The following is a 21,458-nucleotide window of genomic DNA, read 5'->3' as shown; positions in this document are numbered from 1 at the left end:
ACCGGTCAGGCGATATTTTAAAGCGCGGGAAATTACTAGGTTTCAGACTATTTTTGATAAAGAGAGGTTGCTTATGTCAGTTTTAGAAGTGCGCGATCTACACGTTCGTGTTGACGATCAGAATGAACATAAAGAGATATTAAAAGGTGTCGATCTGACCATGAAAACCGGGGAGATCCATGCGGTCATGGGGCCCAATGGTACCGGGAAATCGACCTTATCTGAGACGATCATGGGAAATCCGCGCTATCAGGTGACCAATGGCGATATTCTGTTGGACGGGGTCAGCTTGCTGGATAAGCCAGTAGACGAGCGGGCGCGGGCCGGGCTGTTTCTAGCAATGCAGTACCCAGCGGAGATCGTCGGGGTGACTAACGCAGAATTTATGCGGGCCGCGATCAATGCCCGCCGTCCTGACGATGATCCGATTTCCGTGCGCCAGTTCATCAAGGAGCTTGATCACAATCTGGCGTTGTTGGACATGAGCGAAGGCATGGCTGAACGTTATTTGAATCAGGGCTTTTCTGGCGGTGAGAAGAAGCGCAATGAAATTTTGCAATTGTTGATGATCAAACCGACGTTCGCGATTTTGGATGAGATCGATTCTGGCTTGGACATTGACGCGATGAAGGTCGTGGCTAAAGGGGTCAACTCCATGCGGGGCGCTACTTTCGGCTCACTGATCATTACGCATTATCAACGTTTATTGGATTATATCAAGCCTGATGTGGTTCACGTGATGATGGGTGGACGCGTGGTCAAATCGGGTGACGCTGATTTGGCGCGGAAGCTGGAAGACGAAGGTTACACTGGCTTGCGGGATGAGTTAGGCCTGGATATTCAATTGACGGATGAGAACTAGGGGGTGTTGAGATGGCTCGTGTAAAACCTTTCACCACAGCGGCCGCACTAGCCACGTTCAGTGCAGATCGTCATGAAACGGCACCGTTAGCAGAGCTGCGTCAACAAGCGTTGGCGGCCTATCCACAGTTGCCCTTACCAACGTTTGAGAAAATCCGCTATCAACGTTGGCCACTTTTTAATGGGGATTTAGCACCTGAGCAAGCTGCAAATCAAACGGCGACACCAACGTCAGAGCTGGCGACCCCGTTAACGACCACTGACGCGGCTGACCAAGAACCGGCGATGATCCAGCAACTGGATCTGCAGGCGCCCTGGGTCCAGTTATCGGCTGAGGCTCAAGCTCAGGGAGTCGTCGTGCTAGATTTCTTTCAAGCACAACGAGAATATCCAGAACTTTTTGCTAAGTATTATGGGACCCTGGCGGCGCCAGCGTTGGCCAATCGTTTGGCGGCTTTCCATACGGCAGCAGTCAACGGCGGGCTGCTGATCTATTTGCCAGCAGGCGCGAAATTAACGGCGCCGCTGACTTTAGAACTCACGCAAAGCGGGGACAATGGCCAACTGTACGCGCAACATCTTTTGTTGGTCGCCGGTGAAAATAGTGAGGCGACGATTTTGGCGACGCGGCAGACCACCACCGCCGGCAGTGCCAGCGCAAATATTGTGGAAGAGCTGATCCTCGAGCAGGGGGCGCAGCTGCGTTATACTGCCATTGATGGCTTGAAAAACACCACCTATTTAGCACGGCGGGCCTATCTTTTCGCTGACGCGCGGATCGATTGGGCGCTGGGCGAGATGAATGATGGCGATATCGTCACCGATTTCAATACTGATTTGGTTGGCAAGGGCAGTCAGGCTGATTTCAAGGCGGTGGCGATCTCAACGGGGAGCCAGTTCCAAGGGATCACCACGCGCTTGACCAATTACGGCCTGCATACCGTGGCGAACATTTTGCAGCACGGGGTGATCTTGTCTGACGCCACGCTGACCTTTAATGGCGTGGGGCACATTGTCAAAGGTGCCCGTGATTCCGATTCTCAACAGGAAAATCGGGTCTTGATGTTGTCGCGGACTGCCCGTGGCGACGCGAATCCGATTTTATTGATCGATGAAAATGACGTTCGCGCTGGTCATGCGGCTTCAGTTGGCCGGGTCAACGAAAGTCAGATGTATTATTTAATGAGTCGTGGTCTCTCGAAAGATTTGGCGGAGCGACTGGTGATCCGCGGTTTTCTGGGCTCTGTTTTGACGGAGATCCCCGTGGCCGCCGCCCGCGCCGCGTTGACTGCGACGATCGAAAGGAAGCTTATTGATGGTCAACGACATCGCGATCGCGCGCAATGATTTTCCGATTTTAAAAGAAGTGATCAATGGCCAGCCCTTGGCCTATTTGGATAACGCCGCGACCACCCAGAAACCGCAAGCGGTGATCGACGCGCTGGTTCATTATTACCAGCATGATAACGCCAATATCCATCGTGGAGTCTATACTTTAGCGGAGCGGGCCACCGAGCAATATGAGGCGGTGCGCCAACAAGTGGCGACCTTTATCAACGCGGCCAGTGGCGCCGAGATCGTCTTCACCCGGGGAACGACCACCAGCTTGAATTGGGTGGCCCAGACCTATGCGCCGACGATTTTGCAAGCAGGCGATGAAATCGTCATCTCGATCATGGAACATCACAGTAATCTGGTCCCCTGGCAACAAGTATCCCAACGCACCGGCGCGAAGTTGCGTTATGTTGAGTTGACGGCCAGTGGCGAATTAGATCTGGCTCAATATGGTGATTTGCTGAATGCGCGGACGAAGATCGTCTCTTTGACCCATGTTTCCAATGTGCTGGGCACGATCAATCCAATCAAGAAAATGACCGCCATGGCCCATACGGTTGGCGCCACCGTGGTGATCGACGGCGCTCAGGCCACCGGTCACTTCCCAGTGGATGTTCAGGAACTAGACTGTGATTTTTATGCCTTTTCTGGTCATAAAATGTATGGGCCAACCGGGATCGGCGTCCTTTATGGTCGGGAAGCGTTGCTAGCGGCGATGCCACCAGCGGAATTCGGCGGCGAAATGATCAACTTGGTGACCCGCCAAAAAACCGACTTTAAGCCGGCTCCGGCTAAATTCGAAGCAGGTACCATGCCCATCGCCCAAGTCATCGGGTTAGGCGCGGCCATCAGTTACTTGCAACACCTAGGTTGGCCGGCGATCATCGCCCAAGAACAGCAATTGACCGCGCAAGCTTATCAGGAGCTGACGGCGATCACCGGGGTGACCATTTACGGACCGACCGAGCCGACGCGGCGCTCCAGTGTGTTGTCGTTCAATTTACAAGGCTTGCATCCCCACGACTTGGCGACGGTTTTAGATCTGCAAGGCGTGGCGATCCGCGCTGGTCACCACTGTGCGCAACCACTAATGACCGATCTCGGTGTTAGCGCCACGGCTCGGGCTAGTTTCGCGTTTTATAATAATCAGGCTGATCTGCAGCAATTGGTCACAGCCGTGCAAGCAGCAAAGGAGTTCTTCAAATTATGAATTTAGGCGGATTGAATGACTTATATCGGCAATTGATCATTGATCACGCCCAGCATCCGCACCATCATGGGGCGTTGCCCGCGGCCAGTCAAACGATCACTTTGAATAATCCCACTTGCGGTGACGTGATCAAGTTGGCAGTGACCTTTGCGGACGACCGCATCGAGCAGATCGCCTTCAGTGGTGAGGGCTGTTCGATTTCTCAAGCTTCCGCCAGTATGATGACCGATCTGGTCCAAGGCCAGACCCTGACGCAAGCAAAAAAAGAGATCCAAGTTTTCTTGGAAATGTTGATGGAAAATCCAGCAGCGACCCAAGACGACCCAGATGAGCTGCTCGGGGACGCGGCGGTTTTAGCGGCGGTGATCAAGTTCCCCGCACGGATCAAGTGTGCCACCTTGGCTTGGAAAGCCTTAGAACAAGCAATCAGCGAGGAGGAAGCCCATGAGTGAGACGAAAACGAAAAACACCAAAAACAACGAGGAAATGACCAACAGTGTGCCGGCGTTCGTTGACTATGACTATGGTTTCAGTGATGATGTCAAGCCGGTTTTCTCCACCGGTCGTGGGTTAACGGAAGCGACGGTGCGCGAGATCTCCGCGGCCAAGCATGAGCCCGACTGGATGTTGCAGATTCGTTTGCGCGCTTACAAAACCTATTTGAAAATGGCGATGCCTGATTTTGGTCCCGATTTGTCGGGCTTGGATCTGGACAACATGTTGTATTATCAAAAGGCGACCGACCGGCAGTATCGTGATTGGGATCAAGTCCCAGATCAAATCAAGGATACCTTTGAACGCTTAGGCGTGCCCGAGGCGGAGCGGAAGTATTTGGCCGGCTCTTCTGCCCAGTATGAGTCCGAAGTGGTGTACCACAACATGCGCGACGAATTTGAAAAGCTGGGGATCGTTTTCATGGATATGGATTCTGCCTTGAAAGAATACCCGGAAATGGTCAAGGACTATTTCGGGTCCCTAGTTCACATGAATGACAACAAGTTCGCGGCTTTGAATACCGCCGTTTGGTCCGGCGGCACCTTTATTTACGTACCGAAAGGGGTCAAAACCGAGATCCCAATCCAGTCCTATTTCCGGATCAACGCGGAAAATTCGGGCCAATTCGAGCGGACGCTGATCATTGTGGACGAAGGCGGCAGCGTTAACTACGTCGAGGGTTGTACCGCGCCGAATTATTCCTCGGACAGCCTGCACGCGGCGGTCGTCGAAGTTTTCGTCAAGCAGGAGGCTTATTGCCGCTACACCACCATCCAAAACTGGTCTAAAAACGTTTATAGTTTGGAAACCAAGCGAGCTCAAGCGCTGGAAGACGCGACGATGGAGTGGGTCGATGGCAATCTAGGCTCAAAGATCACCATGAAATATCCCAGCGTTTACCTCGATGGTCGCGGTGCTCGCGGCACCATGCTGTCCATCGCTGTGGCCGGTGAAGGCGTGATCCAAGATAATGGCGCCCGCATGATCCACGACGCCCCCAACACCTCCAGCTCGATCGTCTCCAAGTCGATCTCCAAAGATGGCGGCGCCGTCAATTATCGCGGGACCGTTCGCTTCGGCCGCAAAAGCGATGATTCCTTCGCCCACGTGGAATGCGACACGATCTTGATGGACGAAAAATCCAAGTCCGACACCGTGCCCTTCAACGAGATCCTCAATGGCAATGTGGCCATGGAACATGAGGCCAAAGTCTCGAAAATTTCCGAAACCCAATTGTACTACCTGATGAGCCGCGGCATCTCCGAGGCCAAGGCTACCGAAATGATCATCATGGGCTTCGTCGAGCCCTTCACCAAACAACTCCCGATGGAATACGCCGTCGAGCTGAACCGACTGATCAGCTATGAGATGGAAGGCAGCGTTGGTTAGACTTGTTATAGAAGCTAGAACCCTTGATAGATAAGGGCTCTAGCTTTTTTATTTGACCTTGACAAAGAGCCAAAAAACAGGGATTCTTCCAAGGCGCTGAAAGAATTCAAGCAGGACAAACGATTGTTTCCATAGCAACTGTGCTTTACAATGAATATATAGAAAAAATCCAGATAAATTTAATAAGGAGTAACAGAATGAGAAAGGCATTGGTGTTATTAGCGGTACTATCCATTATTTTGATGGCGGCCTGTCAAAACAAAAAAGATCAACCTACCTCATCTACCTATAGTGAAACTACTGACAGTCTTAGTTCTGCAAAAGAGAGCTCTGTCAGTAATTCTTCAACAGAAGAGAAGATAGTTAACGAAAGGTTATGGAATGCTGATAAGGATAAGCAACTTAATGACTTTATGAAATCTTGGGGACAAGCAATGGATCAGACGTATAAACAGTACAGTCCCAATAATAATGTTGACTTATACGGCTTACAACTCCCTGATTCGGTTTTGAATAACAATAGGTGGCAGGTGGTTATTGGTAACACACCAATAGTTTTAAACTGGTCAGAAAGTGGTGAAGAAGCTTCAGGTTACTCTTTAGTAGCTGTTTATTCAGATGCAGAAGAACAAGGTTATTTAGCGAAGCATGTTTACTTTTTTACCATTAATTCGGGAATACCCAAAGTGTTGATAACTAGCCAGAATCAAGGAAATCCGAATAATTACTTATACTTTAAAGAAACGGATAATAAGGAGCTTAGAGATGGTTTTAGTAATATTGTGAACAGTAGTGTAGCTTTTGATGATGTTAAATCAAATTTTACTAAAGATGAACAACTCAGCTACTTTATCAGCAATTATGGTCAATTGCCTTATAAAGGCCATCTAACGACTGAAAATAATGGCAATGGTACAAGGATTACTTATTATGTTGATGAGTCTATTCCAAATGATAAGCAAGCGATATCAGCAGCAATTGAACATCTGAAAGCAATCAGCCTATCTGTTCAGCAAAAGGTGGGAGAGGGGATAACAGTAAGCTTAAAAGAGCCACTGGAAACGGAGTACACCCTTACTCTGATTGATGGACAACCGACTCAAGCTAATCATATCTTTGGTAGAATGATACAAGGAATTGAATGAATAGGATAGAGAACCCCCCGTTGTTATTTGACCGGACTAAGGGTACCCTTCAAATGAGCTACACGGCTTACTTGAGAGTACACTTTTTGGGGTTTAAAATTCTTGGTACTGGTAGCTGATTCCTCACCAAAAGTTCTAGACCCTTTTATTTTTGGCAATCATGACCGATCCTTACTTATAAAACAAACTAACCATTAAACTCAGGTCAACACCCAGAAAATAACGTTTGGTAAAATAAAAAAAGCAGAGACATCCCAGCCACCAGCTGAGGAATCTCTGCTTTTCAATTTTTTTGTCAGATCAATATCCTTATAGTACGAAATCAAGTCCCAGCAAGATCAGCATCAGGACTGCATAGACGCCGCTGGTCAGTGTGGTCATGTTGCCGCTCAAGGGTAGGAGTCCAGTTGCGCCATTTAAATAGGCGAACCAAAAGACAATCATGATGACCGAAAACGCGCGGTCATTATGGGATAGGAACCCTAATAATTGGGCCAAGAGAACCAAACACCACAAGAAGTGGCAAGCTGGCGAGATTCTTCAATGCCACCGGTAAAACTAACAGCCAAAATAAGCTAACGCCAGCTAATAGTTCCACCAGGCGCTGGCGCCGTCGTCCACTTGGCACGGTTTGGGCCCAATCATAAACGCCGGATGATTGGCAACGACTTCCTAGTGCGCAAAGTAACGGTAAGGCCAACAGGACAATTAGCGGCAATAACACTTGCTGCGCGACTTTTGCTGGTGTGAAAATTGTCGCGGTCCAAATAATCACGATCAATCCTTTATTCCAGTTTGTTAGTTCGGTCAACAGCAGCCAAATTGTCGATTTGAGTAAACTGATGACTGAAAAACGGCGTTCACTGACTGGCTGAGACATCAAGGAAGCGGGCTGTTCCGTTAAATCATCCTCGTCTATCTGACCTGGATTGCCCATAGAAGTGGCAGGGTGGTTGCTTCGCAAATGCCACTTTTGGAAAATCAAAGCAGCAGCACTGAGCACGAATCCCAACGCTAATCCCAACTGCAATAGCATGGCGACAAAATCACCGGTATCAAGCCTGACCGCAGGAATAATTAGACTTTGTTGTCCCGAATGCGCACTACCATGACTGCCAATAATTTGGAGCACCTTCAGAACATGACCGGTCGTATTCAAACTGGCTTGATTCAAGGTGTGATATAAATAACTCGAACCAGATGGATTCAATATTTTTGACCAAATGACTTGATCGGAACTAGCCGCATTAAACATCAAGATGCAAAAAGTGACAATCACATTACCAAAATTGCCACGGGTCAGAGGGAAGGCCTCACAGAAAAGCGCAACTGCGGCAATTAGGACTAGTCCGGGAAGCAGCACCAAAAAAGGCGATAAAAATTGTCCGAGACTGATCGTTTCTCCGGGGAATCGAACCACTACCATGCCCAGGGTCCCCAGCATGACGACGGTCCAAATGACCAGCAGCAAGAGAAAATTTGATAAGAATTTTCCGAAACAATAACTTAGGCGTGGGAAAGTAACAGAACGCATGATGTCAAAAACGCCTGTTTGCCGATCGGTTTCCAGCGAATTTTTAACCAACACAAAACCGAAAATAGGTAAGAAAAAACCAGTCATCAGCGCGGCGCTGATCGGCAACCAGGTGGGATTGTCGGCCTGACGGTAGATGTTAGGGTCCAGCAGTAAGATCGCAATCGCGCTATGAGCTTGCGGCGTGCCAATGACCGCCAAAAACAACGTGAGGATCACGCCGCCCAAAAACGAAGGCCGTTTAGATCGTTCCAAGAAATCGGATCGTAATATTCGAATCATTGAATAATACCTTCCATCATCGCCAAGCTCGCGTCCTCTAAACGAGGGGCAACGAGCTGCGCGTTAGTTGATGGTGACTCTTTTGCAATGACACGAATATGGGTCCCGTCGATCGCCTGGACGATCGAACTAACATTGCGGTCGTGCTGAGGCACTTGGCCAAAGGGGAGCACGTCTTCCCAGACATAATTTTTGACCCGATCGATCAAGCCCGTTGACGTCCCTTGATAGACAAATTTACCTGTTTTCAAAATCAACAGTTTCGTCGCCGCTGCTTCAATGTCGGAAACGATATGAGTCGATAAAATGACAATTCGGGTGGCCGCAAGCTCACTCAAAATATTCCGCATCGTCGCTCGCTCCATCGGGTCCAACCCCGTTGTCGGTTCGTCAACAATAATGATCTTGGAATCGCCCAATAGCGTCGCTACTAGGCCAACGCGTTGGCGCATCCCACCAGAAAAATCTTTCAATTTGGTTTTTCCGGTCTGACTCAAGTGAAACTGCGCCAGCAATGTTGAAATTTGCTGCTTGCCCGCTTTGGCTGGGATCCCCTTGATCGCGGCAATGTAGTTAAGGTACTGGCGCGCAGTCAAATTGGGATAATAGGGCACCTGTTGCGGCAGATAGCCCAGTAACGCGCGCATTTTTCGAGGATTTTCCAAAATATTCTGCTGATCAAGGAGAACTTCGCCACTGGTCGGTTTGAGCAGTGTCGCTAATATCTTGATGAGCGTTGATTTACCCGCCCATTAGGACCGATCAAGCCAATTAAGCCGCCAGTCGTTAAGGAGGTACTGACCCCATCCAGGGCAACATGATCGCCAAAGGTCATCGTTAAATTATTGATCGTTAGTTCCAACTTGAATCCTCACCCTTCAACCTAAAATTAAAATCTGAAACATAAAGCCCATCGTTTTGTTTAGCATCACCAACTTGCCCAAGAAGTACCACGTCATCAGAACCGTCAGAAAATCCAGTCTGTTTGGAATTATTTCTGAACGGATCCAATCATTCTCACGATGACAACGCTAGTTTACCGCAAGAGGCGAACAGATAAAGGCGATTCTGGAAATATCCGACGAATTTAGGGCAAGTGGACGGCCCAAAGTCCGACCGAGGCACTGACCAAAAGGTTGACAAAGTTATGAAGGAAGAAAATTGCTAGAACGATCAAGCTACCGCTCAAATGGTTTGGCTAAAGTGACAGAATGGGCTGACCCAATCCAAGCGTTCGTAATGTGATCACCGCACAAAAACACGACTGTTCAGATTCCTCCGAACAGTCGTGTTTTTTGATGTGGCCAACGCCAACAGGACCAAGGTATTGATCAGCGCTGCGACCATGCTCCTAGCGCAGGGTTAGTTAAAGGGCTTCCAGCAAAAAAGCCCTTACAAATTATTAGTTAGAAGTTATGGTCGCAGAACCATTCAACAGCCGTTTGAAACGCCGTTTTAGCGTCGCCACGCTGATGCCTGTTTCAGTTGCGACTTGATTATAAGTCAGCCCTGATTGCTTTAACTGATAAGCCTGCTTGATGACTTGCTCAGAGTAAGTCTCACGGCGCCCCTCACGGAAATTAGGATTGTGTTCGCGAGCATAGGCCTTACCTTCTTGCGTGCGAGTGACGATCAGATCTCGCTCGAATTGCGCAAAGGCTGAGAATAACGTAAAAATCAGTTGCCCAGTTGGTCCAGCATCAATGATGCCGACATTGAGAATATGCAAAGTGACGTGACGATCAGAGAAGACCTGCATCACAGCCAATGCCTCTCGTGTATTTCTAGCAAAACGGTCCAATTTGGTGACGACCAGCGTATCACCAGACTTGATCACTGCTAGCAACGATTCAAAAACGGGGCGTTCCATAGTCGTGCCAGTATATTTCTCCTGATATACTTTATCAACACCAGCGCTACACAACTGCTCAACCTGTGAGGCTAGTTTTTGTGATTCTGTGCTAACACGAGCATATCCGTATTTCATCAGAAACACCCTTTCCAATCGAATTTGACGCCATTATATGTTAGAAGAAAGGTCGAATGCAAAGCTCACAACTTGAAAGATACGATCTTTTTCACGATAACAATGTTAGTTTATCACAAAAAACTAATAAATCAAGACGATTATCGATTTATCGCGGTTTTGAAAAAAATAAAATCAATCAAAAAGTACTTTTTATTAAGAAAATATAAATTATTCACCGGATTCATTACTTTCAAGTTATGACACTTTTCGATAATTAAAATGGATAGACAAATTAAGAAAGGAGGAGTAAAGAATGATGAAGAAAAGGCTGATAAATGGGCGTTCTACGGGCTTACGTTTGTTAATGGCCGTACTTTTGGTGATGGCAAGTATCATCAACTCACTGATGGTACCAGTCCAAAATGCACGGGCTGAAGGGACCACGGGAATTCAGCATGAATATACAACTGATAAAACCGGGACTTATCCGACAAACTCATGGCAAGTTACCGACACAAAGTCTGACAAAGTCACAAAAGAAGAAAATGTCTTGAACTACCAAGGTGGCTCTCAAGATGGCTTCGATAAAGTGACAGAATGGGATGGCAATGCGGCTAATACGGAGAATTCCTATCTAAAATTTGGCGCCAACGCGGCTGATCCTGATTATCAGATCCGTAAGTATGCCAAAGAAACGGCTACACCTGGATTGTTCGATGTTTACCTTAATGTGAAAGGTAATGCGAACGAAACTCAGACGGTTAATCCAATCGATGTTGTCTTGGTCGTTGATATGTCGGGATCGATGAAAGAAAAGATGGACGGTTCTCGAGCGACTCGCGCTAATACCGTTCGAACTGGTGTTAGAAATTTTTTAAACCAGTTGAAGAGTTCCACACATCCTGAAGCTATTAAGGTTGGCTTGGTTGGTTATTCGAGTTCTGCTTCTGTAACTTCAGCAATCGCGCCTGCCACAGATGACAATTATTGGAAAATCACAGGTGCACTTAGTAGTGAGTTTGAGGGCGGCACTTTCACCCAAGATGGTATTAAAAAAGCGGCAGAAATGTTAAATGAGCAACCAAATGGTCATCAAAAGATGATTATTTTGATGACTGACGGTGTACCAACTTATTCATATAGAGTCGAAACGTCTAGTTACGGTATTGAAACTGACGATACTGTAGAATTGTATGGCAATACTTTTTACGAACCTTCTTGGCGTCATGAAATTGATGATCCTGGGAATACATCTCAATTGGATAGCAGCTACAGTGATCGGAGTGGATATAGAATCGAGAGCACTTGGCCAGCCACACTAGGCCAAGCAAGATTGACTCAGAATTCGGGTATCGATATGCATGTATTAGGTATCCAGTTGGATAATGATAGGAGACCGGGGAGCCGGCGGGAGTACTTAAGTAAAGAACAAGTACGTGCAAAGACCAGTAAACTAGCCTCTATGGGCAGTAATGGTCGTGAATATCAAGACGCAGATGATGCAAAGTCAGTGACAGATTATTTATCTAAGCAGGCTAATGTGGTCATCAGCAGGGTCGAAAACACGATCTCCAATGGTTCGATCGAGGATCCATTAGGGTCGCAATTTATTTATGCAGGCGGACCAGACGTTCATAGTGTTTCAACAGGCGATGCGGCAGTTGCTAATTTGCCCGTAGTGAGTGAGGATCCCAGCAGTCGCAAGATTTCTGTGAAGGACTTGAATCTGGGTAAAGGCCAGGAAGTCCAGATCCACTATCAAGTTCACCTGAATACTGAGGCGGCGAACTTTAAGCCTGATCATTGGTACCAACTCAATGGGACGACGACTTTAACTCCTAATGGTAGTGATAGTAAGGAAGTAGAATTTGGTGTGCCTTCTGCGAAAGCGGCTGGAACAACGATCAAGGTGACCAAGGATTGGGCGGATCTTGAAAAGAATAAACGTCCTGAAAGTATTGGCTTTACCGTGATTCGACAGGCTGTGGACACGCAGGGTAGTACCGACGCTTGGTCTGCTACGGGAACACTTTCTGGCGCTAAGACGGAAAATTCTTGGGAACATGAATTTGCGCAACTGACGCAAGCTAATCAAACGGTTTCATTGGCCAAGTTCAATAATCAAGGTCAAATTTATACCTATCAAGTCGAATCAGAAGTAGTTACGGGCGAGAATAACTATCGAACGACTATTGCAAATTCGGTTGTTGCGGGCATCAGCAGCAGTGAGATCACCAATACTCAATACGGGATCACGTTTGCGAAATACGCTAAGGGCACGGATACTGCCTTAACTGGTGCTGTTTTCACAATAACGAATACTGATACTAAGAAAACGCAGGAGTTGAGTGATGAGCTAGCACTGCAAGTGTTGAAACCAGGTCCTTACACGATCCAGGAAACTAAGGCACCAACTGGCTATCGGTTAGACGGAACCGCATATGCTTTCATACTGTCTAAAGATGGACAATGGCAGCAGCCAGATGGCAAGCCGATCGCGGCAACGGAGTCTAGTGAGGACAGCCATGCTGATGGGCTCTTCATTGATCCTGCGCAGTCGACCAATAAAGGCAAGAATAATGTTCTTCGTTTTGTTAAGAATGATGAGAAAAATTTGCGGTTAAAGGTTGTCAAGACTGACGGCTTGACTGACCAGCCTTTATCGGGCGCGCAATTCACGCTGAATGATGAAGGATTGATCGCAACGGATGATGGTACGAGCTTCGAAAAATCAGATTTTAAATCCGGTACTTATACACTGACAGAAACTAAAGCGCCAAATGGCTATGATCAGTTGGCTGCTCCCATTAAGTTCGAGGTTGATGCAGCTGGCAATGCGACCATAACCAGTACTGATCCACAAATCAAGAAATTGGTAACGATCAGTAGCAAAGTGGATGAGCAGACGGGCGCGACCGTTATTATTTTAACGATCAAGAACGCGACAACGCTGGTCTTACCTCATACAGGCGGTCCAGGCCAACTGAGTTTCATGGTGGCAGGTATCTTACTCTTATTCATGGCTGCTAGTGTGATCATTGTTTTTGAGCGTCATCAACGGGAGGTGAACGATAATGCGTAAATGGCTGAGAAATCTAGGTGTGTTACTGGCCCTATTATTGATCAGTAGTGTCCTACCCCAGCATTATGTTCACGCCGCGACTAATGAGCGGGTCACGATCAGATTGCATAAAAAGCTTTTTGATCAAGGTGAGACCCCTGATGATGTGGTCAATAATGGTAAAAGTGATCCTTTTGTTGGTGGTGAGCCACAGAATGGTGCTGAGTTTGCGGTTTATGATGTTTCTGAAGCATTTTGGGCGGAAAAACCGAAAAATAAAACAGAGATCAGACAGGCCCAAGAGAAATTGGCCCAAGATGATTTCGTCGCAGGTACGCCGCTTAAGCGGGTCACGACCGCTGGCGAGGGTACTGCAAGCTTCACTGATCTAAAATTGAAACATGGTTCCCACTACGCTGTGTATCTATTCCGTGAGACTGCAACCCCCGCAGGTCTGACGCGTAGTCAAAACATGGTCGTAGTTTTGCCGATCACTGACAAAGGAACAGCAATGACACCGATCGAGATCTACCCCAAGGCGGAATTACGTTCGGAAACGATCGCATTAGATAAAACGATCACGAACGGCCGTCAAGATTTCGACTATGGCGAAGCGATCCCCTATCGCTTACAGATAACTGTTCCCGCAGATATTGGCACCATGCGCTCATTTATCCTGACTGACCAAGCCGCGCAAGAATTGACTCGTGTTGGTTCATTAGAAGTGCAACTTGATGGTCAAACGGTTTCCCCGCCGTTTTATCAAGTGGTCAGCACAGATGCGCATCATTTTAAACTTTCTTTTGATGTTGATCGATTGATTCCTTATGCGAATCAACAATTGACGGTCGATTACCAAATGTTTATCGAAGCGACGGTCGCGCCCGACGCGCGGCTGTTCAACCAGACAACACTTTATCCTGGTAGCGACGATCCCCTGAACGACGCTACTGTGGTCACGACCTCTGGCAAGAACTTCGTTAAAGTTGATTTGAAACAGTCTAAGAAGCATTTGGCTGGCGCGCAGTTTATCGTCAGCAATCAAGCTGGACAATACTTGGCTAAAACGACAACGGGTTGGCGCTGGCAAACAGTCGCACAGCCATCGCAGAATTACCGTGCGGCTGGGCTTTACACCTTAACTAGTGATCACCAAGGCAAATTCGCTTTGACTGGCTTAAAAGCGGGCGACTATCAGCTTCATGAAGTCGTTGCTCCGAAACATTACCAGTTGAGTAAAAAAGCAGTTTCATTCACGATCATCAATGGCGAATTTTCTGATCCTCAAGCGCAACCTTTGGCGATCGCGAATCTAAAAGAACCAACCAAAACCAAACCAAATCAACCTAAAGATAAAGGTACCAAGAAGAAAACTGGTCGCTTGCCTCAAGCAGGTGAACAGCGCGCACTTTGGGCCGGTGTGACCGGGTTATTATTGCTCGCTTTAGTACTTACTTTGGTTTTCAAACGGAAAAAACAAACCCATTAATTTGTGAAGAGGCAGGAGAAAATGAAAAAAATTAGTTTGAAACGCGTTTTAGCCGCGGCATCGACCGCGATCTTATCATTAGCGTTGTTAGCAGTGGCGGCACCAGCCAGTCATCAGGTCAGCGCGGCTGCTGAAGATACTCCAAAAGAGCAAACGATCATTTTGACGAAATATGGTTTTTCAAGTGACCAAGCGCTTACAGAACGTCCTACTAATGAAGAATGGGATGGCGCGGGCGCTAAGTCACTGGCAGGCGTTGAATTCGAAGTTTATGATGTTACCGCCAAATATTGGGCCGATCCGACCGGCTATAAGGGTGATATTTCGGATTTGATTTCACAGGAATCATTAGTAACTGATGGTCAAGGACAAGCAACCATTACTTTACCGACAACTGAAGCGGTCGCAGGACAACAAACAAGAAGTGCTGTTTATCTGTTCCATGAAACAAACCCGCGTGCTGGCTATGGTACCAGTGCAGATTTTTGGTTGACCCTACCGGCCAAGGCTGCTGATGATGGCAATGTTTACGTTTATCCCAAGAACACAGTCAAGGAAACTTATCAACAAGATTTCGTTAAACAAGACAGTGTGACTGATGAAGTATTGGCAGGCGCGGAGTTCGTTATTCAAAATACGGATAAGCAATATTTACAATTGACTGACAAAGATGGTCAAGCACTTGAAAATGTTCCGGCTGGCTTTGTTGATGTCTTAGCAGGTAACTATCGCTTGAGTTTCGTTGCTGCAAAAGAGAACGCGACTGTTTTCACCTCAGATAAAGATGGTAAATTCGGTTTAAATGGTTTTGCGGATATGACGACAGAGTATATTGCAAGCGAGACGAAAGCACCGGCTGGTTATGAGAGGGCTAAGGACACATCTTTCCATGCTGATGATGATTCGGAACCAGTTGTTATCGAAGACCAACCAACTGGTATCTTACCCCATACTGGTGGTAATGGCATCGTCGTCTTTATCGCGATCGGTGTTGCTTTGATCGCTGGTGGTAGTTTGGTTTATCTCAAGCGTCGGCGGGCGTTTTAATCATTAAAAAACGACGGTCATCAAGAAATCGGGAGGGTCTGTTGACGCTCCTTTTTTCTTTACTGGCGTCAAGTTCGACCTGATCCCAGCGTCAATTGCTGAGATCAGGTACATAGCGAGGTAAGTGATAGTTTGAAGGAGTAAATCCATGGTCAAAAAACAGCATCGAGCGGCGACTAAACCACAGCGACGGTTCAATTGGTTGGACCTGATCATCTTGATATTGATTTTAGCAGGGGTCGGGACATTGTCTTATCCGTTCGTCAGCGATGCTTGGGTCTCTTACCAAAATCAGCAACTGATCGATCAATATCAGCGGCGGGAGAATAAGAAAAGTCGCGCGGCCCAAAAGAAAGAGTTGGCTCGTTACCAGAAGAAGAACGAAGCGCTAAACGCACAGAATAGTTTGCCAGGGATCGAAGCGTTTACTGATTCGTTGGATCAAAGTGGCAATCCGACGGGCAAAACAAAGAAAAGTCAGCAGGAATCACGTGCGACGGCGACAGTTGCGGAGATCCAAATCCCTAAGATCAAAGCCAGTTTACCGATTTTTGACCATACTAGCGATTGGTTACTCCAATTTGGCGCTTGTTTACTTGATGGTAGCTCTTTTCCCGTGGGTGGTGCTGGGACGCGCGCAGTGATCTCCGCCCATCGTGGCGTACCCAACGCGACCTTATTCACCCATTTACCTGAGCTCAAAAAAGGTGATCATTTTTATATTAAAAATGGGTCGCGGACGCTGGCTTATGAAGTTTACCAAAAGCAAGTGATCGAACCTACTGACGTGCAGGCGCTGCAGGCCGTTGGCGGTCAAGACATCGTGACTTTAATGACCTGTACGCCTTATATGATCAACTCCGAGCGACTTTTGGTCAACGGTCGGCGGATCCCTTTCGCCGAAAAGGAGCAAAAGGAGATCAAAAATACGCAACGTTGGAATCGGCTAAAACTTTGGCTTTGGGCTTTGGCGGCTGGGTTACTGGTCTTGATCTTGATCAGCGGTCTGCGTAAGCTTTTGATCAAACGGACCAAGTATCAATTGGCCTTCACCAGCGAGCGCTCCGGTCGCGTGCGGGTCATGCGGGGACACCGAACTGCCTTGGTTGCTGATTTTGCCGGGGCTGGTCCGCAGAACTACCCACTCTCCGGCGGTCGTTACCGAGTCTTGATCTTTGAAAACGGGCGAGTGCGTAAGTATCAAGCGCGGATCCGGCGTTTGCGGGATCAGGAATTTACGCTTAAAGCGATCAAACGCTGATTGCTTTGGGAGTGCACTGATGAAACACCAAGTCGGTCGGCGGCTGCGTGTTTCTTTTTGGCTAAAAGAACAGCGTACCTAGGCGGTCATTTTCCGGAGATGTCTTGCTTCCCAGCGGATTAATCGGTATAATTCATGGGACTACTTAGAAGAAATGAGGATAACGATTGATTACTGTAAGCGATGTGAGTTTGCACTTTGCGGATCGTAAACTTTTTCAAGATGTGAATATCAAGTTTACGCCAGGCAACTGTTATGGCCTGATCGGCGCTAATGGTGCCGGCAAATCAACTTTTTTGAAAGTGTTGTCAGGCGAGATCCAGCCTTCAACGGGGACAGTGAGTCTGGATCCCAATGAACGACTGGCGACCTTGCGTCAAAATCACTTTGACTATCAAGAGAATACGGTTTTGGAAACGGTCATCATGGGGCACACCGATCTGTATCGGATCATGCAAGAAAAAGACGCGATCTACCAGAAACCTGACTTTGATGAGGCTGATGGCCTTCATGCCGCGGAGCTAGAAGCGGAGTTCGGTGAGATCGGCGGCTGGGAGGCTGAGAGTGAAGCCTCGCAACTGCTTCAAGGGTTGAATTTGCCAGAAAGTCTCCACCAAGAAAAGATGGCCGCTTTGACAGAAGGGCAGAAGGTCAAGGTTTTGTTGGCGCAAGCGCTGTTTGGCAAACCTGATGTTTTGTTACTGGACGAGCCGACCAACGGTTTAGATGTAGCGTCGATCGATTGGTTAGAGGAATTTTTGATCAATTTCGAGAACACGGTCATCGTTGTTTCCCATGACCGCCATTTTCTTAACAAAGTTTGTACTCATATGGCGGATTTAGATTACAATCGAATCAAGCTTTATGTCGGTAATTACGATTTTTGGCTAGAATCTGCGCAACTGGCTCAGAAGTTGATGCAAGATCAGAACGCAAAAAAAGAAGAAAAAATCAAAGAGCTCCAAGACTTTATCGCTCGCTTTTCCGCCAACGCTTCCAAGTCCAAGCAAGCGACTTCGCGGAAGAAAATGCTGGATAAGATCACGCTGGATGATATCCAACCTAGTTCGCGCCGCTATCCGTTCATCAAATTCGTGCCCAATCGGGAGATCGGCAATGACCTGTTGCAAGTCGATGATCTGTGCGTGACTGTCGCTGGCAAAAAAGTGTTGGATCACGTCAGCTTTATCCTGAACAAGGACGATAAGGTCGCATTTTTGGCCGATAACGATATGGTCACGACCACTTTATTCAAAGTGCTCACTGGCGAATTAACGCCGGATTCCGGTACGGTCCGCTGGGGCGTCACCACTAGCACCGCCTACTTGCCGAAAGATTTCACCGCGATCTTCGATGAAGAGACAGCAATCTTGGACTGGCTCCGTCAATTTGCCGAAAAGGGTGAAGATGACAATACTTTCTTGCGTGGTTTCTTGGGGCGGATGCTTTTCTCCGGCGATGATGTCTTGAAATCAGTCAACGTCCTCTCTGGTGGTGAAAAAGTTCGAGTGATGTTGTCGAAAATGATGTTGCTCAAGGCCAATGTCCTCTTACTAGATGATCCCACCAATCATTTGGATCTGGAGTCGATCACCGCGTTGAATGACGGCTTGATCGATTATCAAGGCGCGATCTGCTTTGCCTCCCATGACCACCAATTTATCCAAACTGTCGCAAATCGCCTGATCTACTTGAGCGCAAACGGCGTCGTTGACCGCGCGGAGACCACCTACGATGAGTTCCGCGAAAACCCTCAGGTGCAAGCGCGCTTAGCGGAATTGGCTCAGTCGGTTTAAGTCAGATACAATGCTAGTTTAGAAAAAATCAAAAATCCTGCCCTGACTGATCGAATCAGATCAGTCAAAGCAGGATTTTTTGTTTTAACTCGTTTTCTTTAATGTGTTTCGGCGCTGGCTACGCTCGTTGCGCGCGGAAAGTCAGGAGGTCGCTAGTGGTGTCCTGACCGTAACCAGTTTGCTGGCTGATCGTGGTGAAACCGGCCTTCTCCAAAAGCAAACGCATCTCCATGGCGCCATACCAGTAAAGTACGAAATGAGAGAGTTCAGTCTGCACGACTTGTCCTTGATCCACCAATTCATAGCGATGACTGTAACTGACTTTTTGCGCTGGCCAGTCGAACTGTTCGCTGGTACTGGTGAACAAGATCCCGCGTTGATCATCCAGTGGAAAACTATCAACAGTGACTTCACCGGGCTTGAAGTCGCTGGGTAAGATCGTGTCAAACAATAGAAAACCATCAGGTGCCAAGTGCTGATAAAAGCCCTGTAACACCGTCAAGATCTGTTCTTTAGGTAAGAGGTCAAAACTGCCTGTGGGCATGATGATCGCCTGATAAGTTCGGTCCAGTTGTAAGTGCGTTAGATCCTGTTGGAAAAGATCAGCAGTCAATCCGTTTGCTGCTAGATTTTCGCGACATTGGGCCAACATTTCCGCGGAAAGGTCGAGGCCGTCAACTTGCAATCCTTTTTGTAGTAAAGGGATCAGCATGCGGCCTGTGCCCACACCGGCCTCCAAGATCCGCCCGGGCTGCTTTGCCAATTGTTGGGCATAGTAATCCAGGTCGCCGTTAAGCGAACGACCGATCGGCTTGGTGATTTGGTAAACTTGAGTACTTAGTGGTCCATATTCTTTAAACATAAGCTCCTCCGATCCTAATCCCTTTCTTCTAAGTGGTCTGAAAATAGGGCATTATTTTTTAAACTCATTGACCGACCGCGCGACTAGTTTGTTGACGGAGAAGCTCGCTGACTGCCTGAGCCAAACTAGCGACAGTATAAGTCGCCGCTTGTCGAACACTAGCCGGACTACTATTGAAAGTAAAACTCTGGTCACTGGCGGTCAGCATTGGCAGATCATTGTAAGAATCGCCAATACAAGCGAGATCTGCGGCGGCGATTTGATACTGTTTCTGGACAAATTTAAGCGCGTGGCCTTTAGAATTTCCTTGAGCCACTACGTCAATGTCGATCACATTTTGAAAAGCTGTGATCGGTAAGTCTAATTGATTGATCTCATTGGTGATCCGACGCGTTTCTTCAACACTATCCAAGTGGAAAGAGAAATTATGGACGCCGCTTTCGTGGATCTCACGGAGATCTTCGATCAGATGAACGCCAGTGCCCGGCCAAGCCTGATCAAAATGATATTGATAGATCCCGTGATCGACCATGGCGAAACTAGCCAAATGATCGAAATGGTGCATCACTTTTACAGCAAGTTCCGTGGGCACATCTTGTTGGTAACAAACTTTTTGATCCCGATCCAGGATCACGCTACCATTATTCAGAATAAAGAAATCAAAATCGATCAGACCTGCCGTCGCGTCAGTGATCGCCGTCAAGTTGCGGCCAGTGCAGATACCGAACAGATTGCCCGCCGCTTGAAATCGCCGGATCGCGGCAAGATCCTCGGGATGAAAAGCCGGGGTCTCATTAAAATACAGAGTGTTGTCAAAATCACTGGCCAACAATTTCATCTTTTAAGTGCTCCTTTGCTAGTTAAGTTCCTGAAATCTGGGGTTACTGGTTCAGTATAGCATGATGGTTCTGGATAAAATAGGGGCGTTTCGGTTACGACTGACGGCAACGCGGGGATGCTGTTTTGAGCCGATTTGAAAAGTGCCGTTTCTGCATTTGTTTCTCTGCTTGCTTGCAGATGTAGTTGGGTTTGGGTGTGGACGCAACCGCCTCAGGGCGTTTGTAGTGGCTGGAACGCAGTGGACGCTGTTTTGAACCGATCTGCAAAGTGCGGTTTCTGTATTTGTTGCTTTGCTTGATTGCAGGTGTGCTGGGTTTAGGTGTGGACGCAACCGTCTCAGGGCGTTTATGGTGGCTGGAACGCAGTGGACATCGTTTGAAGCCAATCCGCAAAAGCAGCGGCTTGTCTTCAAATCGAGCCTTTGTCTAAGTGGCAAAGCCACTAAGACAAATTTCACTGCTGAGCCACACGCCCTGAGGCGGTTGCTGGACAAGCTTGAGCCTATCTGCAATCTTGGCGAAGTAGTTTGCGAAGTGCTTTTGCTAGTGTGGCGGACAAAATGCTATCACTTCAATTGATAAAAAATTCTGAATGGTTGCCTCGACCGATTATCAGGACTAGTAAATTCAAGTTTTGCGATACGCTATTCAGTTGCTGGTAATCGTCAAGCTGATTGTTACGGTATGACTACTAGCCATGGTCGTCAACTACGTGGGAATCCGTCAACTCACACGAGCAGGCGAGGTGACGTGGCAGCTTATTCTGCCTAAAACGGTTGAGCGGGCGGAGTGGAGTGTGGCGGGTGAGATCGCCGTGAAATTGGTCTTAGTGGCTGGGCCACTTAGACCAAGGCCTGATTTTAAGACTCGCAAAGCGAGGCTT

16 protein-coding genes and 1 pseudogene are annotated in these 21,458 nt (G+C 47.7%); 11 read left to right on the top strand and 6 right to left on the bottom strand.

What is annotated here, in order from left to right:
• Window positions 1–73 precede the first annotated feature (73 nt).
• From sufC to OCU21_RS08320, 6 genes are all read left to right on the top strand, one after another.
• Window positions 74–862: a Fe-S cluster assembly ATPase SufC gene (gene sufC / locus OCU21_RS08345; protein ID WP_261806954.1), complete on the top strand. Its 789-nt coding sequence runs from the start codon at window positions 74–76 to the stop codon at window positions 860–862.
• 11 nt (window positions 863–873) lie between these two features.
• Window positions 874–2,208, top strand: coding sequence for a Fe-S cluster assembly protein SufD (gene sufD / locus OCU21_RS08340; protein ID WP_261806953.1), 1,335 nt, complete (start codon window positions 874–876; stop codon window positions 2,206–2,208).
• Window positions 2,177–3,406, top strand: coding sequence for a cysteine desulfurase (locus tag OCU21_RS08335; RefSeq protein ID WP_261806952.1), 1,230 nt, complete (start codon window positions 2,177–2,179; stop codon window positions 3,404–3,406). The genes sufD and OCU21_RS08335 overlap by 32 nt, the downstream gene beginning before the upstream one ends.
• The gene (gene sufU / locus OCU21_RS08330) at window positions 3,403–3,858 is read left to right on the top strand and encodes a Fe-S cluster assembly sulfur transfer protein SufU (protein ID WP_261806951.1); all 456 of its coding nucleotides are present in this window, start codon (window positions 3,403–3,405) and stop codon (window positions 3,856–3,858) included. Before OCU21_RS08335 ends, sufU begins: the two co-directional genes overlap by 4 nt.
• A gap of 34 nt (window positions 3,859–3,892) precedes the next feature.
• Window positions 3,893–5,290 carry a Fe-S cluster assembly protein SufB gene (sufB, locus tag OCU21_RS08325; RefSeq protein ID WP_261806984.1) on the top strand — a complete coding sequence of 466 codons (1,398 nt, stop codon included), beginning with the start codon at window positions 3,893–3,895 and terminating at the stop codon, window positions 5,288–5,290.
• A gap of 197 nt (window positions 5,291–5,487) precedes the next feature.
• On the top strand, window positions 5,488–6,435 hold the full coding sequence (locus tag OCU21_RS08320) for a DUF4767 domain-containing protein (RefSeq protein ID WP_261806950.1): 948 nt from the start codon (window positions 5,488–5,490) through the stop codon (window positions 6,433–6,435).
• A 309-nt stretch (window positions 6,436–6,744) separates the two neighbouring features.
• Here OCU21_RS08320 and OCU21_RS08315 read toward each other — a convergent pair whose 3' ends face one another.
• From OCU21_RS08315 to OCU21_RS08295, 4 genes and pseudogenes are all read right to left on the bottom strand, one after another.
• Entirely contained in the window at window positions 6,745–6,933 is a 189-nt protein-coding gene (locus OCU21_RS08315; protein WP_261806949.1) for a hypothetical protein, read from the bottom strand.
• Window positions 6,902–8,251 (bottom strand): ABC transporter permease, encoded by a 1,350-nt coding sequence (locus OCU21_RS08310; RefSeq protein ID WP_261806948.1) that lies wholly within the window; start codon window positions 8,249–8,251, stop codon window positions 6,902–6,904. Before OCU21_RS08310 ends, OCU21_RS08315 begins: the two co-directional genes overlap by 32 nt.
• Window positions 8,248–9,113, bottom strand: a pseudogene (locus OCU21_RS08305) (ATP-binding cassette domain-containing protein). The gene OCU21_RS08310 and the pseudogene OCU21_RS08305 overlap by 4 nt, the downstream one beginning before the upstream one ends.
• 540 nt (window positions 9,114–9,653) lie before the next feature.
• Window positions 9,654–10,238, bottom strand: a complete 585-nt coding sequence (locus OCU21_RS08295) for a recombinase family protein (RefSeq protein WP_261806946.1) — start codon at window positions 10,236–10,238, stop codon at window positions 9,654–9,656.
• Between the two features lie 295 nt (window positions 10,239–10,533).
• On the opposite strand from OCU21_RS08295, the gene OCU21_RS08290 reads away from it, so the two are divergent.
• The 5 genes from OCU21_RS08290 to OCU21_RS08270 all read left to right on the top strand — a co-directional run bounded on the left by OCU21_RS08290 (window position 10,534) and on the right by OCU21_RS08270 (window position 18,874).
• Entirely contained in the window at window positions 10,534–13,302 is a 2,769-nt protein-coding gene (locus tag OCU21_RS08290; protein ID WP_261806945.1) for a SpaA isopeptide-forming pilin-related protein, read from the top strand.
• On the top strand, window positions 13,295–14,770 hold the full coding sequence (locus tag OCU21_RS08285) for a SpaH/EbpB family LPXTG-anchored major pilin (RefSeq protein WP_261806944.1): 1,476 nt from the start codon (window positions 13,295–13,297) through the stop codon (window positions 14,768–14,770). Before OCU21_RS08290 ends, OCU21_RS08285 begins: the two co-directional genes overlap by 8 nt.
• Window positions 14,771–14,791: 21 nt before the next feature.
• Complete coding sequence (locus OCU21_RS08280; protein WP_261806943.1) at window positions 14,792–15,817, top strand: pilin N-terminal domain-containing protein; 1,026 nt, start codon at window positions 14,792–14,794, stop codon at window positions 15,815–15,817.
• A 148-nt stretch (window positions 15,818–15,965) separates the two neighbouring features.
• Window positions 15,966–17,078, top strand: a complete 1,113-nt coding sequence (locus tag OCU21_RS08275) for a class C sortase (protein WP_261806942.1) — start codon at window positions 15,966–15,968, stop codon at window positions 17,076–17,078.
• Window positions 17,079–17,245: 167 nt separating this feature from the next.
• Window positions 17,246–18,874, top strand: a complete 1,629-nt coding sequence (locus OCU21_RS08270; protein WP_261806941.1) for an ABC-F family ATP-binding cassette domain-containing protein — start codon at window positions 17,246–17,248, stop codon at window positions 18,872–18,874.
• A 118-nt stretch (window positions 18,875–18,992) separates the two neighbouring features.
• Here OCU21_RS08270 and OCU21_RS08265 read toward each other — a convergent pair whose 3' ends face one another.
• On the bottom strand, window positions 18,993–19,736 hold the full coding sequence (locus OCU21_RS08265) for a class I SAM-dependent methyltransferase (RefSeq protein WP_261806940.1): 744 nt from the start codon (window positions 19,734–19,736) through the stop codon (window positions 18,993–18,995).
• A 64-nt stretch (window positions 19,737–19,800) separates the two neighbouring features.
• Window positions 19,801–20,574, bottom strand: a complete 774-nt coding sequence (locus OCU21_RS08260; RefSeq protein WP_261806939.1) for an HAD family hydrolase — start codon at window positions 20,572–20,574, stop codon at window positions 19,801–19,803.
• Window positions 20,575–21,458 lie beyond the last annotated feature (884 nt).

Source organism: Lapidilactobacillus luobeiensis (assembly GCF_024345205.1).
GTDB lineage: Bacteria > Bacillota > Bacilli > Lactobacillales > Lactobacillaceae > Lapidilactobacillus > Lapidilactobacillus luobeiensis.
This window is presented reverse-complemented; position numbering and strand designations above follow the sequence as displayed.

Bases quoted from the DNA above. Each gene is read 5' to 3' on its own strand.
- OCU21_RS08290 (WP_261806945.1), top strand. From the start codon at position 10,534: ATGATGAAGAAAAGGCTGATAAATGGGCGTTCTACGGGCTTACGTTTG.
- OCU21_RS08275 (WP_261806942.1), top strand. From the start codon at position 15,966: ATGGTCAAAAAACAGCATCGAGCGGCGACTAAACCACAGCGACGGTTC.
- sufU (WP_261806951.1), top strand. From the start codon at position 3,403: ATGAATTTAGGCGGATTGAATGACTTATATCGGCAATTGATCATTGAT.
- OCU21_RS08320 (WP_261806950.1), top strand. From the start codon at position 5,488: ATGAGAAAGGCATTGGTGTTATTAGCGGTACTATCCATTATTTTGATG.
- OCU21_RS08260 (WP_261806939.1), bottom strand. From the start codon at position 20,574: ATGAAATTGTTGGCCAGTGATTTTGACAACACTCTGTATTTTAATGAG.
- OCU21_RS08295 (WP_261806946.1), bottom strand. From the start codon at position 10,238: ATGAAATACGGATATGCTCGTGTTAGCACAGAATCACAAAAACTAGCC.
- OCU21_RS08310 (WP_261806948.1), bottom strand. From the start codon at position 8,251: ATGATTCGAATATTACGATCCGATTTCTTGGAACGATCTAAACGGCCT.
- sufB (WP_261806984.1), top strand. From the start codon at position 3,893: ATGACCAACAGTGTGCCGGCGTTCGTTGACTATGACTATGGTTTCAGT.
- OCU21_RS08335 (WP_261806952.1), top strand. From the start codon at position 2,177: ATGGTCAACGACATCGCGATCGCGCGCAATGATTTTCCGATTTTAAAA.
- OCU21_RS08280 (WP_261806943.1), top strand. From the start codon at position 14,792: ATGAAAAAAATTAGTTTGAAACGCGTTTTAGCCGCGGCATCGACCGCG.
- OCU21_RS08265 (WP_261806940.1), bottom strand. From the start codon at position 19,736: ATGTTTAAAGAATATGGACCACTAAGTACTCAAGTTTACCAAATCACC.
- sufC (WP_261806954.1), top strand. From the start codon at position 74: ATGTCAGTTTTAGAAGTGCGCGATCTACACGTTCGTGTTGACGATCAG.
- sufD (WP_261806953.1), top strand. From the start codon at position 874: ATGGCTCGTGTAAAACCTTTCACCACAGCGGCCGCACTAGCCACGTTC.
- OCU21_RS08285 (WP_261806944.1), top strand. From the start codon at position 13,295: ATGCGTAAATGGCTGAGAAATCTAGGTGTGTTACTGGCCCTATTATTG.